The organism is Desulfobulbus alkaliphilus (assembly GCF_016918545.1).
GTDB lineage: Bacteria > Desulfobacterota > Desulfobulbia > Desulfobulbales > Desulfobulbaceae > Desulfobulbus > Desulfobulbus alkaliphilus.
In genome coordinates this window covers 22,716-36,535 of sequence record NZ_JAFFQC010000027.1, presented here as the reverse complement: position 1 = coordinate 36,535, position 13,820 = coordinate 22,716, and the positions used below count along the sequence as shown (strand labels likewise).

Below are 13,820 nucleotides of genomic sequence, written 5' to 3'. Positions count from 1 at the left end.
AGAGCAACCTTCACCAACCGCCCTTCGGGGACTCCACTCACAAATTCAGGTGCCCCTGTTGTACCTGTCCTGATTGTGCTCAAGGAGCTGTTTCAAGCTCGGATAGACATGGTGGGCAATGACGACATGCCCTTCGGCATTGGGATGAATGCCATCAGCCTGGTTCAAGGCCGCGACTCCACCTACCCCTTCAAGAAGAAAGGGAATGAAAACAAGTTCATACTGCTCGGCGAGATGACGGTAGGCGGTGCGAAAAGCCTCTGTATACTGTGTGCCGTAATTAGGCGGCAGTTCCATTCCGGCCAGCAGGACAGTCATGTCCCGGGATTTAGCGTAGCGAATAACCTCTTCAAGATTATCCTGCATGGTTCCGATATCGAGCCCGCGCAACCCGTCATTGGCTCCCAGGGCAAGAAAGAGGACATCGGGCCGAATCCGCTCATACCACTGCAGCCGGGCCAGGGCGCCGGCGGTGGTGGCACCGCTGAGCCCGCCGTTGACAATCCGGACTCCGGATATGCCGTCACGCGCCAGCTTTTCACCCACGAGGTGGGGATAGGCTTCTTCCGGCGTTACCCCCAATCCGGCGGTGAGTGAATCACCCAGAAAGAGGACAACCTGTTCCCCCCGAATCGCCTGGGGGAAACTGACCGTGAGAAGACAGAACACAAGGAGGCTGATCATTGTTCGCATGCTTTCCTCCGCATCGATACATCCATAGTGCAATATTTTGTAGTTCTGCAAACAATGGGCATGATTTGCCTTTGCACAAGCGATCAGTGATGATTTTATCCCCCCTGAATCCGTGACGGCTGGATCTTCTATTGGATATATCTTGCTGTAATCATCTCTTAATTGCAGCAGAATCCTTGATAACACCTTTCACCAGCCGCCCTTCGGGGCATACGCTCACGGATCCAGGTCCCGTATACCAGTGTTTCATCCATCAACGGTCAGGGGCCATGCGGAGGTCTGTGTATCTGAGGGAGGGAGAAAGCGGTGGTCAACCGATCCGGCTGCGAAGGTTGTACACTCCCAGCCAGTAAACGGTGTATTGCATGCAGTGATGGCAGATGGGCGGAATTATGGTGGGGAAGTGGCGCAGGTGGGGCAGATGCCAGACAGATAGATTTCGTGATCTTCGACAATGAACCCTGCAGGAGCAGCTTCTTCTTCATTGAGCGCGCAGCCGGGCAATTCATAAACCCTATTGCAGCCGTGGCAGTGGAAATGATGGTGATGCCCTTTGCCGGCCTGTTCGTACAAGGTCCCCAGAACTGGATGCTGGACCTGGCGGAGCTGACCACTGGCAACCAGCAGTTTGAGATTACGGTACACCGTTGCCTGATTGAGGGATTCCACCAATGCTCGACCAGAGTGAAGCACCTCATCGATGGTCAGAGGACGGTTCTCGGTTTGAAAGACCTGTTCAATCGCTGCCCGCTGTGTTGTTTTTCTTTTCATCGCATGGTCCATGCAACAACTATAGCCCTCCGATCCGGGTGTTGCAAAAGATTTTGCAATATCATTGACGACCGCTGAAGCAAGAGTATAATGCAAACTGATTCGCATTAACAAATTTGTCCCATTTTACACCCCACCCACAGGAGTACGACACCATGAAACAGTCCTTTTGCCGTCTGCTGACCGCCCTCATCACCTGCTGTGCCCTTCTGCTTGGGTACCAGTCACCAAGCCAGGCCGATGCGGGTACCCTCAACATCCTGGCCACCACCTTCCCCATCTATCAGATAACCCGCAATATCACCAACGGCGTCGACGGGGTACAGGTCGACCTCATGATTCCAGCCTCCATGGGCTGCCCCCATGATTACGCCCTCACCCCCGCGGATATGCGCAAACTGGCCGCGGCCGACGTACTGGTCATCAACGGGCTCGGTCTGGAAGAATTCATGGGTGCCCCAGTGCAGAAGGCTAATCCCAACCTGCGGCTCATCGACAGCTCACAAGGCATCGACCAGATCCTTGCCTATAGCGAACAACACGACTCCACTTCCCATACCGACCACCACCATGATCATCACCACAGCCATAGCCATGATCATAGCCACGGCCATGATCATGATCACCACCACGTCCACGTCCACGAAGGCCCGAATCCGCATCTCTTTGCCAGCCCCCGCATGGCGGCACTGCTGGCCGACAATATTGCCCGCCAACTGGCCGAAATTCATCCAGAAGCCCGTGATCAGTACACCGCCGCGGCGGAAACCTACATCAAGCAGATGCAAGAACTTGACGAGGCCTTCAGCGCCCTTGGGCAGCGCCTCCGCAACAACAGAATTGTCACCCAGCACGGGGTGTTCGATTATCTGGCAAGGGACATGGGGCTTGAGATCGTCGCCGTGGTTCAGGCCCACGCCGGTCAGAATCCCTCCGCCTCGGAGATGCTGGCCATCATCAACACGGTTGAGGAGAAAAAAGCTGGTGCTATTTTTACCGAACCACAGTATCCAGAGGCCGTGGGAAAAATGATTGCCAGAGAGGCAGGCATCGCAACCGCTACCCTGGATCCGGCAGCCACCGGCCCGGAACAGGCACCGCTGGACTATTACCAGCAGGTCATGCGGAACAACATGGTCATACTTGAACAAACCCTAGGCACCGACTGATTTTCCTGCCTCACCAAAGCACAGTGACTAAGCAAGCACCCGCACCCTATCTGTGTATGTTCAGATGGGGTGCAGGCAAAAGGCTGCATGACCTGCAACAACCAGGCCACCTGTAACCGAGTGCATCGCAGAAGCATGATACGCCAAACAGTGACAAACCCCTTGATCAACCCCAAAAAGGAGCTTGCCGTTTATTTTGACAACGTCACGGTTGAACGGGATGGTCTTTCCATCCTGGACGGCGTCACCGCCTCGGTACCCAAGGGCAGTTGCACCGCTATCATCGGCCCCAATGGGTCGGGAAAAACAACCCTTCTCCTCGCCCTGCTCAAAGAGATCCCCTATCGGGGAAGGATCATTTTCAACGGCACCAAGAGCGTGCCGCGTATTGGCTATGTGCCGCAACGGCTCACTTTCGACCGGGGCATGCCGCTGACGGTCAACGAATTTCTGGCCATGGGCTTTCAGAAAAGACCACTCTGGCTCGGGCTTCGCCGCACCCTGCAACGGCAGTCCAGAGAACTCCTGGCCCTGGTGCGGGCCAGCCACCTGGTCGACCGCCCTCTCGGCGCACTCTCCGGTGGGGAATTGCAACGAGTCCTGCTCGCCCTGGCCCTCGGACAGGAACCGGACCTGCTGGTGCTGGACGAACCGTCCGCCGGAGTCGATTTTCAGGGCGAACATGTTTTTTGTGAATTGCTCGACGACCTGCGACTGCGCAGAGGATACACCCAGCTCATGGTCAGCCACGACCTGGCAACAGTGACTCACCACGCCACCCACGTTATCTGTCTCAACCGGAAAGTCGCCGCTGAAGGCCTGCCGCAACTGACCTTGACCGATGAAAACCTCACCGCCATTTTCGGTGTGCACATGGGTCTGGTAAGTTCCCGCTCCATGCCGGAGCAGAGAGCTGTCTGTTCGGCTCCCTGTTGTCAGAATAATGCCGATGATTGACCTGTCGCCGCTGTACGCGCTGATTGCCCAGCTTCTGCCTTTTGAGTGCATGCAGGCCGGCTTCATGCAGCAAGCCATGGCCGGACTGCTTCTCCTGGCGCCAATGACGGCGATCATGGGCATCCAGGTGGTCAATTTCCGCATGGCCTTTTTCTCCGACGCCATCAGCCACTCCGCCTTCGCCGGTGTCGCCCTGGGCCTGTTGTTTGCCATGGACCCCGGCTGGACTATGCCGGCCTTCGGCCTGGTGGTGGGACTGGGGATCATGATCCTGCAGCGGCACTCCAACCTGTCCAGCGATACGGTTATCGGCGTCTTTTTTTCGGGCATGGTCGCTTTCGGACTGGCCATTGTCAGCCGGGACCGCTCCCTGGCCCGCGATCTCCAGCGCTTCCTGTATGGTGATATTCTCACCATCAGTGACCTGCAGATCCTCTGCCTGATCGCTCTGTTCATCGGGCTCATGGTTTTCCAGACCCTGAGTTACAACCACCTGCTCTATATAGGCGTCAATCCCGCCTTGGCACGGGCCCATCGCGTCCGAGTGGCCGTGCAGCAGTATTTCTTTGCCGGTCTGCTCGCCCTGGTGGTCATGTTTTCGGTACAGGCCGTGGGGGTGCTCCTGGTGACAGCCATGCTCATCGTTCCGGCGGCGGCGGCCCGTAACGTCTCCGGTTCGGCCGGAAGCATGTTCTGGTGGGCCCTCTTGATCAACATGAGCTCAGTGATTGCCGGTTTGATCATTTCCGCCCAGGATTGGGCCCGTACCGCCACTGGTGCCACGGTCATCCTGGTGGCCTGCGGATGGTTTATCCTCAGCATGATCGTTTCGGCCTTACGGCGCAGATAATTTTTTCCCGATACCTTGTATCCGTGACCGCTGGACTCTCGCTTGGACTTTATTCTGCTGTAATCAGTTTGTAATTCTGGCAAAATATTTGTCGATCACCTTCACCCGCCTCCCTGACATCGGTTTCCGTTCACCATGATTTTTCCCAGGACAAAAGCCCATGAACACTTTTTTCTATCCTGAAACCATCGCCCTGTACGGTATCTCCACCAAACCTGGCAACACACCTCGTATCATCCTCGAAAACTGCCTGCGCTGGGGATACCGGGGACGGATCTTCGGTATCAATCCGGCCACCGAGGAGACTGAAGTCAGTGGCATCAGGGTGTATCGAAGCGCTGCTGATCTGCCGGTTCTTCCCGATCTGGCAGCCCTGCTGATCCCGGCCCGATACGTGGTGGCAGCGGTTGAAGATTGCGGCCAGGCCGGCATTCGGCGCCTGGCTATTCAGGCCGGCGGCTTCAATGAAGCCGGCGAGGAAGGTCGACAGCGGGCAGCGGAATTACTGGCAGCAGCCCGTAGACACCAGATCCGTTTTGTCGGCCCCAACGGCCTTACTCTGGCCAATACCGCCAATGGCCTGTGCCTGCCGTTTGTCCCCTCGTTGCCAGTGGCCCGAGGCGGTTTCTCCATGATCACTCAAAGCGGCGGCCTTGGACTTTTTCTCTGGAACCTGCTTGAAGGCGAACAGGTCGGTATGGCCAAATTCGTCAGCATCGGTAACAAACTGGATCTCGATGAAGGCGATTTCCTCGAATACCTGGGCCATGACCCCGATACCAAGGTCATCGGTTGCTATCTCGAAAGCATCACCGACGGCCGCCGGTTGATCGATCTGGCCCAACAAATCGACAAGCCTATCGTGATCTTTAAAGCAAACACCACCTCGGCCGGTAGACGGGCTGCCATGAGCCACACCGCGGCCCTGGGCAATGATGACGATATTTGTGACATCGCCTTTGAACGGGCCGGCATCATTCGTATCGATCATCTGCGGGACTTTGTAACCACGGCCAAGGCCTTTGCCTTGCCGCCCATGCGTGGCCCGCGGATTATGGCCATGAGCCCGGCCGGCGGATTGGCAGTGGCCATGGCCGACATCTGTGAACAGCAGGGCTTCACCTTTGCTGATCCGGGCGAAGACGTGTACCGTGAACTGACCGAAATCGCCAATGCCGGGATCATCTCGCCAGGCAACCCCCTGGATATGGGCGACATCTACCGGATTGACAAGTATCCGGCCATTTTCAGCCGGGTACTGGCCAGTGACCAGGTCGACGGGGCCGTTTACGTCAGCCAGTGGCCCCGGATGCCCCAAGGCGGGGCAGACGTGTTCACCGCTATGTTCAGCACCGATATTTTTCTGGAAACAACCGGAGCCATCCGCTCAGCGGCTAAACCGCTGGCCATGGTTCTCTATGGCCATGGACCCGCGCTGGCCGCCAAGAAGCAGGAGCTGGCCATTCCTGTTTTCGACGGCCCGGATGAAGCTCTTGTAGCCTTGAAACGGCAAATGACGTATTATAGCCGCAAAGCCGAAGGGGTGTTCACTCCGACCTCCGGAGAGGGGCTGGAACCTGCGGCGGCGCGCTCATGGCTGCAGCACCGCCATGGCGATCTTGGTGAAGAGGTGCTGGAACTGCTGGAGGAGTACGGCCTGCCCTGCCCTCGCAGTGGCGTGGCGGCAACCGCGGCGGAAGCAGGGCAAATAGCCACTGCCATCGGGTACCCGGTGGTGATGAAAGTAGTGTCCCCCGATGCCCTCCATAAAAGTGAAGCGGGCGGGGTGCTGACTGGTATCGCCTCGGAAGCGGAAGTACACCGCGCCTTTGCCCGAATCGGTGACAACCTCAGACAGTTCCGGAACGATGCCCGGTTCCATGGAGTGCGGATCGCCGCCATGGCAACCGACGGGCACGACTTCTTCATCGGCGGGCTCCGTGACCCGGCCTTCGGACCGGTCCTCTTTTTCGGTCTTGGCGGTATCCATGTCGAGATTTTCCAGGATGTGCAACGGGTACTCTGCCCCTCATCAGAGCAGGAAATCCTGATGAAACTGCAGCGATTACGCGCCTGGCCTATCCTCACCGGTGCCCGGGGAGGAGCGGCCATTGATCCCGGGGTGCTGGTCGATGCAATCCTCAGGATCTCTCAACTCCTGGTTGATTGTCCCCGGATCGAAGAGCTCGATCTCAATCCGGTACGTCTCCTCCCGGATGCCCGCCTGATGGTTCTGGATGCCCGCATGCGCCTCCAACAGTTGTAAGATCTGTCATCTTGCACCAGGAATGCAAGGAAAAGACCGCGATTCGTGAACGGTTCCCAAAGGCGGAGGGTGGATACATTTTGCAAAAAATACCGCCGCACGTATTGCCGAAGTAGAGAAAAAATATCCAAACAAGAGCCCGGCTGTCACGAATTCAGCCCTGTGGAACGGAGTACATCCTTATGCCTGATCAACCCATTCCCCAAGCATATCAGCTTCTCTGGGACCACGAAAACCAGTTCGCCTATGCGGTTGCCAAACAGGTCCTGCAGAAACCAGCCATTTCAGTCTGGCTCATCTTCATTCCTATCCTTTTTCTTTACTACGCCCATAAAATTCAACAGTACAAGGCCGGAGTCCATGATTTTGGCAAAGGCCTGGCCCGCTCAAAGATTCTCGCTCTGGATTCGGCATTGGAAGAGTGGCAAAGCGGGGGCAGGGATGAGGAATATCTGCAGGCCTTTGTGTCCAAAGACCTGGAAAATTCGCCCAATATCATGCGGGTGCGCGACAAACAGATCGCTGAAGTGGAACTGCTCAAAACGCATTACGCTCAACTGCTCCGGCAGCAAGGGACCAGCGTCAGTACACTGATCAAAAAAACCTATAAAACCGGTGCGAGGTACCGCCAGTTTCTTGAACAGATCCATGCGGCTGAAAACGAAGTGCATGATGCGGTGCTACGGGCCTACCACCCCAGCGAAGAAGCCCAGCAGGTCACCAGAAAAATGCAGAAAATCATCCACAAGTTGCGCGAAGAGGAAGTTCGAACAATTTTCAACAGTTGAATACGGCCGATCCAGGGACCATGCGGCCGGCCAGTCATCGTCCCCGTTTGGGGCAGTGACGGCAAAATGTTGACATTCGGCCGGCTCCCAGATCGTCCCGGAAACGGGTATAGGTCTCCCCTCGCCAGACCTCCGGCAGCATCAGCTCGTTGACATTTCCAAAGGTCAGTCGCCGGTATGGCACCTGTTGTGCCTGCCGCAGGCATACGCCCTGCTCCACGGGAAGATTAAGATACACACAGGGGGCGACACTCCCGTCCGCACCGATACAAAGTGCCTGGGCAATATTTTCCGAACAGGGTCGGTCCCTGCACCCCATGGAGGCAAAGTCGGGTGTATGAATGGTCAAACCCAGATCCGCGGCCGAGCGCTTCAGACGGTCGAATCTCACCTGCAGATCACTCCGCTTCTCAAGGGTTTCCGCAGCCAGCACTTCCCGCGAAAGTGCAATGCCTGCCTCGAAATCCAGCACACTGACCACGGCCTGCTCCACTCCGTGGTCGGCCATCAGTCGGGGCAGGCCCTGCAGATCCCCGAGTCCGGAGCCAAGGAGCATGTAGGCGATGTGTACCGCAGGCAACGAGGCTTGCCGTTCCCCCTTGATCCGCCGGACCATTTCCATTTTTTCCAGCACCACATCGAATCTGGTCCCGGCTCGAGCGCTGTCATTGCCCGCCGAGGTGGTCCCGGCCAGGGAAAAGGCGAGGATATCGAGACCGGCATCCATGAGGCGATGACAACTCGACTCATCGAGCAGCATCCCATTGGTAGTCGTGCCTACCATGCAACCCGCTTGCTTGGCAAGGCGAACCATGTTCGCCAGGTCCGGGTGTAACAAAGGTTCACCCCAACCCTGGAGATAGGCCAATGTCGTTTTGGACAGGGCCGGCACCAGCCGCCTGAAAGTGTCCATGGACATGGATCGATTGTGCCATTGTTGCCTGTAGCAGGTCCGCGGACAGTAGAAGCAGGCCGCGTTACACCGCGAAGTGACCTCCACCTGAATCCAGTCCTTTGGTTCAAAAAGCACCCTGTGCTCCCACCAGGAGCGTAGTCCGTTCCAATGTGATACCTGACGGCTGAATACCATAATTCGACCCTTGCAGAAAACCTGAATCCGTGACGGCTGGACTCCTGTTTTGAATATATCTCACTGTAATAATCTTGTTTCAGGATAAAGGCATCGGTTCCAAAAAAAAGCCCGGGCCGGTCTGAATATCTCAGACGGGCTCGGGCTTCGGGATCCTGTTTTCAGGTCCGTTTACCTGTTACGCAATGTGTTGCGGACATACATCTGTCCCACCGCTGTTTTCTCGGATTGGGTATACCAATAGGTCCCGGCATCGACATCCGAGTCCGCAATCGCCCCCATAACCGGTTGAATATACGGCAGGGTCTGGGCATAGGGCAGAATAACAAAGGCCATGGCCCAGAGGAGGGCCAAACCAGCAAGCAGCCCGAACCAGCCGCGCCGCAAACGGCGCGGCTTCGGCTGGATACCTGTACCAGGGTTTTGTGTCAACGTATTCATTGCGTTCCTTGGATTAGAACATCAGCTTTTCGGTCACTCCCGGGAAGACCAGGAAGAACATGATATAGGCCATTACCAAGGTCAAGAGCAGATTGAGACTCTGACCGCATACATAGAGAATCACCGGTTTCCCACCTTTGAAATGATGGGCCATCTCTCTGAAGTTAGATGACAAACCGATGCTGGCAAAGGCAAGAATAAAGAACCAGTCACGGCACAGTCGGCTGAAGCCGCGCAAAACGCCCTGATCGATCATAACGTCGCCGACGCTGCCCATGTAAGCCAGCAGGGAGGAAAAGACGATGGAGGCAGCGATGAATCCGAGGACGAATTTGGGGAAACGGTACCAGATCTCCATCTTGCTGACCTGCTGACCAGGGGCACAATCCACCCGCGCGCACCAGTACACTGCTACGCCAAAGGCGATCATCCCGATCATGATGTTCTGGATCATTTTGACGGTCGCGGCCACGAACATGCCGACCTCACCCAGAAAAGCACCGGCCGCCACCACCGCGCCGGTGGAATCGATGGTCCCGCCGATCCAGGCGCCGCCCAGCACTGGATGCATACCAACGGCAACGATGAAGGTGGGCAGGGCGATCATCATGATGGCGGTGAACAGCATCGACATGCCCACGGCAATGGTCAATTCTTCCTTTTTGGCCCTGCAGGCCGCCGCGGTGGCGATGGCCGCGGAAACACCGCAGACGCACATGTCGGCGGACACCGTGATATTGAGGGTTTTCGACTCCATTTTGAGGACCCGTTGGCCAAAAATATAGGTCAGGATAAGGACTGTGGGGGTGACCACCCAGGCGACAAAGATACCGGCCTGACCAATGGCAAGAATTTTACCGAAGAGAATCTCCGCACCGAGGAGCACCAGACCGGTTTTAATGAAATATTCGGTCTGCAGTGCCGACATGAGGAATCTGGGAATACCAATTGTATTGCTGATCAGCATGCCCCCGAGAATGGCCCAGATCAGGGATCCGAACCCGTATGCACGCATGGTGGTCTGGTTGCCGATGATCTCAGCCACCACGGCGAGAAGAAAGATGAACCAGAACCCCTGCATGAATCTGATGGGGCTGATACCCATGAACTTGGTCCCGATACTGAAAAACAGCATGATCATGATTCCGATACCGATCAGATACGGAATCTTGTTATATGCTTGGACCGTGGCTTGAGCACGAAGGCTGCCACGTTCCTTTTCCCTGGCTTGACGCCATTCCCGAATGGCTGTATCCGCCTGTTCATTGAGTTCCTCATTCTGGAATTCTGCCGCGGCCGCAGCATCCTGGGCCTCCCGCGCCGTGGCCAGAGCCATCTTGGTGGCCTCCTGGGCCTCTTTATACGCCGGCTCGGCCTTGGCCCGTCGCTCAGCTGCCGCCTCTTCGCTCAGGTACAAGGACTCCATGGGATTGGTGGACCAGCGGCCTGGCCTCTGCAGCCAATTGCCAATGGTTTTAGCATAGGGTTCATTGCGGGCCCGCAGTCCGGATTTGGCATCGTTGGCCGTATACCATTCAATGGTGTTAAATGGGGCCTGAGCAGCCTCATGCGCCATGATAGCTTCAGCACTGGCCAGTTTTTCATGCATGTCGGCCGGTGGCCGTGGTAAAAAAATGGCCAGGCCGGCGAGGAGAATAGCAAATCCCAGCCAGATGGCCCACCAATCTTCTTTTTTGTACAGTTCAGACCACTCCCATTTGCCGCGATCAATGACCACGTCGGCTTGTTGTGTTTGATCAGCCATACTTACTCCTGTGTATAAAAGTCTCAAAAAGGTTTTTCGCCCCGGTTGGGGACATGCCTCCGCATCATGCCCTATGGAAGCAAGATAGAGGCCCATTTGCGCGGAGAATGAATTTTCATTTTATCAGTATAATATCAAGACATTGGCATAAAATATCCTGATCGGATATTCCGCAAGACATGGACAACCGCCAACCTTGGTTAGCACAAAAGCTAACCAAGGTTAGCGGATACGGACAGGATTGGGCCCTACTCGTTCACCAGCACTCCATCTCCCCAAGAACAGGCCAGCGCTCACGGATTCAGGTTACAAGAAGCGGCAGGCAGGGTATGATGTTGATAAAATAACACAGCAACCAGAGGGCACCAGGCTCAACAGACTTCAACCATCCCATGGACAATAAAGAGCAACCTGCCAACGCCTTTTCCACTCAAGGAACGCGCGATCAACAACTAAGGGACAAGAGGTCCCGGCGCCCCCTGACCATTCAGAGGCGGTTTCAACTGGGGACCGCCCTCATTCTCCTTTTTTTCTGTATCATCAGCGCCCTGTTGATCTATTTCCATGAAAAACGGATACTGGAACAATCCGCCTATGCACAGACCGAACTGGTGATGGCCGCGGTGGAAGCCACTCGGGAATATGTCCGGGATGAACTGCGCCCCAAGATGTACAGCACCTTTGGCCATGATTATTTCATGATGGAAGCCATGTCCACATCGTACGTCAGCCGGGCGGTCATGGACCGCTTTCGGGAATCAATGCCGGCCTTTGATTACCGCCGGGTCTCCATCAATGCGCGTAATCCGGACTCAGAGGCCAATGCCATCGAACGGGAGATGATCACCTATTTCCAGAACAACGAGAAGGCAAGTAATTGGCAGGGCTTGCTGGAAAGCGGGGGCGAAGCCTATTACCGACGTTTTCAACCGGTCTTCTTCGAAGCCTCGTGCCTGCACTGTCACGGTGACCCCCGGGATGCGCCCGTGGATCTGGTGAAAATCTATGGCGCGGAACGAGGGTTTGGCCATTATGCAGGGGAATTGGCGGGCGTCATCGCCGTAGGCATTCCCGTGGACAGCGCCCTGGCAATGATCAGGGAAAAAGCCACCTCTGTTTTCCTGGTGGTTTTCCTGGGTGTTTCCATTTTTTTCCTTGCCCTCAGTTTTTTTTTCCATCGGGTCGTAGTTCACAATCTGCACGGTCTCATCGATATTTTCCGCCGGGAACTGGAGCCGCACGAAGAAATTCCCCAGCACCCCTTAACCTCTTCCAGAGATGAAATCGAGGAGTTGACCTCCGCGGCCATCGTGATGGCCGACCGTCTGTACACAACCAGGGAAGAACTGCGGTCCTATACGCAAACCCTTGAAGAACAGGTTGCTCAGCGCACCCAGGCACTGCTCTGCTCCAAACAACTGCTCCAGGAAAAAATCATCGCCCGCAACCAGGAGCTGCACACCTTGAATACCATTGCCGAGCTGACCACCCAGGGCACTGAACTGGGCGACATGCTCCCCGGAGCGCTTCGTGTTACCCTGGAACTGATTCCGGCCATGGGAGCAGGCATCTTTCTCCATGAAAAAAACCAGGAGCAACTGATCTTGCGGTATCGGGAAAACGCCGACTGCCTGCCTGAATTGATTCCACTCTCTCTCCCGCTCGGTGAGGCGTCAGTCCATACCCAAGAGGGTTGCACCTCTCAGGATCCAACGGATACAGACCTGGGCCATTCCATAACCTCCGCTTTCACTGGACAATTGGTCCGATTCCGCAGCGACCAAGGGCGCAGTCTGATGCACATCCCCCTGGATTGTCGCGGCAATGTCCTGGGGGTGATGACGCTGACCGGGCTGGAGGTGGACATTGTCTCCCTGGAACAGGAAGACCTGTTGATTTCCATTGGCCGGCAGATCGGTATCGCCATTGAAAGTCTCAACAATGTTCACCGACTCATCCAGAGCAAGGAACTGCTGCAATCGGTCTTTGACGGCATCACCGATCTGGTGGTTTTGCTGGACCGTGACTTTCGCATTAAGATGGTTAACAAGGCCTATCTCCAGCGCTACAAGGTCGATATCGACACAGTGCTGAACAAGCCCTGCTATGAACTGCACCATGAGGCGTACACCTCCTGCGCAGACTGCGGCCTGAAAGAAGTGCTCGCCAGCGGCAAGCCGATGTCCAAGGAGTCAAGGTGCATCACCGGCTCCCTTTTCCTGATCAATTTTTATCCGCTTTTTAACGAGACGGGCCAGGTGGAAAGCATTATCCGCTATGCCCGGGACATAACCGATCAAAAACGGGTGGAACAACAGATTCAGCAGACTGAAAAGCTGGTGGCCATGGGGCAACTGGCCGCAGGTGTCGCCCATGAGATCAACAACCCGCTGGGAGTGATTCTCTGTTATGTCAACCTGCTCCAACGCCAGCTCAGCGATAATCAACAAGGCCATAAAGACCTGGAAATCATCGAAAAACAAACTCAGAACTGCAAAAGGATTGTTACAGACCTGCTCCAGTTCGCCCGCAGTCAGGATTCAGTCAAAGCACCTGCTTGCTTGAACACCATGCTCAGCGAAGTGGTGCAGATGCTGGAGCATCAATGTAAACACAAAGACATATCTCTTGAATTACTGTTTGATCAACAGCTCCCCATGATCACCGTGGACGTGAACAAGATGAAACAGGTTTTCGTCAACCTGCTCCTCAATGCATTCCAGGCTGTCCAGCAACACGGCATGATCAGGATATCCACCGCCTACCACCCACATCAGCAACAGGCGGAAATTGTCTTTCAAGACAACGGTCATGGTATTCCTCCGGAGATTCAGAACAAAATCTTTGACCCCTTCTTCAGCACCAAACAGACCGGTGACGGAACCGGGCTGGGCTTATCGGTCAGCTATGGTATAATTGAAGAGCACGACGGCCTGATCACCGTGACCAGTGATCCCGAAGCGGGAACCCGATTTCTCATTCGGCTTCCTGTTGATCGGGAAACTACATCCTGAAAACAAATAGATTTTT

The 13,820-nt window shown here is 55.6% G+C and carries 11 protein-coding genes; 6 read left to right on the top strand and 5 right to left on the bottom strand.

Annotation, left to right across the window (positions count from 1 at the left end; all coding sequences use genetic code 11):
• Positions 1-45: 45 nt before the first annotated feature.
• Together JWG43_RS13420 and JWG43_RS13415 are read right to left on the bottom strand one after the other, a co-directional pair.
• Positions 46-693 carry an arylesterase gene (locus JWG43_RS13420; RefSeq protein ID WP_205243456.1) on the bottom strand — a complete coding sequence of 216 codons (648 nt, stop codon included), beginning with the start codon at positions 691-693 and terminating at the stop codon, positions 46-48.
• Between the two features lie 390 nt (positions 694-1,083).
• Positions 1,084-1,464: a Fur family transcriptional regulator gene (locus tag JWG43_RS13415; protein WP_205243455.1), complete on the bottom strand. Its 381-nt coding sequence runs from the start codon at positions 1,462-1,464 to the stop codon at positions 1,084-1,086.
• 155 nt (positions 1,465-1,619) lie between these two features.
• Here JWG43_RS13415 and JWG43_RS13410 point away from each other — a divergent pair, with 155 nt between their 5' ends.
• The 5 genes from JWG43_RS13410 (at position 1,620) to JWG43_RS13390 (ending at position 7,494) form a co-directional block, all read left to right on the top strand.
• Positions 1,620-2,633 carry a metal ABC transporter substrate-binding protein gene (locus tag JWG43_RS13410; RefSeq protein WP_205243454.1) on the top strand — a complete coding sequence of 338 codons (1,014 nt, stop codon included), beginning with the start codon at positions 1,620-1,622 and terminating at the stop codon, positions 2,631-2,633.
• Between the two features lie 135 nt (positions 2,634-2,768).
• Positions 2,769-3,590, top strand: a complete 822-nt coding sequence (locus tag JWG43_RS13405; RefSeq protein ID WP_205243453.1) for a metal ABC transporter ATP-binding protein — start codon at positions 2,769-2,771, stop codon at positions 3,588-3,590.
• On the top strand, positions 3,583-4,440 hold the full coding sequence (locus tag JWG43_RS13400) for a metal ABC transporter permease (protein WP_205243452.1): 858 nt from the start codon (positions 3,583-3,585) through the stop codon (positions 4,438-4,440). The genes JWG43_RS13405 and JWG43_RS13400 overlap by 8 nt, the downstream gene beginning before the upstream one ends.
• A gap of 160 nt (positions 4,441-4,600) precedes the next feature.
• Entirely contained in the window at positions 4,601-6,706 is a 2,106-nt protein-coding gene (locus tag JWG43_RS13395) for an acetate--CoA ligase family protein (protein WP_205243451.1), read from the top strand.
• Between the two features lie 182 nt (positions 6,707-6,888).
• Positions 6,889-7,494 (top strand): NF038143 family protein, encoded by a 606-nt coding sequence (locus tag JWG43_RS13390; RefSeq protein ID WP_205243450.1) that lies wholly within the window; start codon positions 6,889-6,891, stop codon positions 7,492-7,494.
• Between the two features lie 34 nt (positions 7,495-7,528).
• Here JWG43_RS13390 and JWG43_RS13385 read toward each other — a convergent pair whose 3' ends face one another.
• The 3 genes from JWG43_RS13385 to JWG43_RS13375 form a co-directional block, all read right to left on the bottom strand.
• Positions 7,529-8,524: a radical SAM protein gene (locus tag JWG43_RS13385; protein WP_205243449.1), complete on the bottom strand. Its 996-nt coding sequence runs from the start codon at positions 8,522-8,524 to the stop codon at positions 7,529-7,531.
• Positions 8,525-8,755: 231 nt separating this feature from the next.
• Positions 8,756-9,025, bottom strand: a complete 270-nt coding sequence (locus tag JWG43_RS13380) for a hypothetical protein (RefSeq protein WP_205243448.1) — start codon at positions 9,023-9,025, stop codon at positions 8,756-8,758.
• Between the two features lie 13 nt (positions 9,026-9,038).
• Positions 9,039-10,790: a YeiH family protein gene (locus JWG43_RS13375; protein WP_205243447.1), complete on the bottom strand. Its 1,752-nt coding sequence runs from the start codon at positions 10,788-10,790 to the stop codon at positions 9,039-9,041.
• Positions 10,791-11,182: 392 nt separating this feature from the next.
• Between JWG43_RS13375 and JWG43_RS13370 the strand changes: the two genes are divergently transcribed.
• The gene (locus tag JWG43_RS13370; protein WP_205243446.1) at positions 11,183-13,804 is read left to right on the top strand and encodes a c-type heme family protein; all 2,622 of its coding nucleotides are present in this window, start codon (positions 11,183-11,185) and stop codon (positions 13,802-13,804) included.
• Positions 13,805-13,820: the final 16 nt, after the last annotated feature.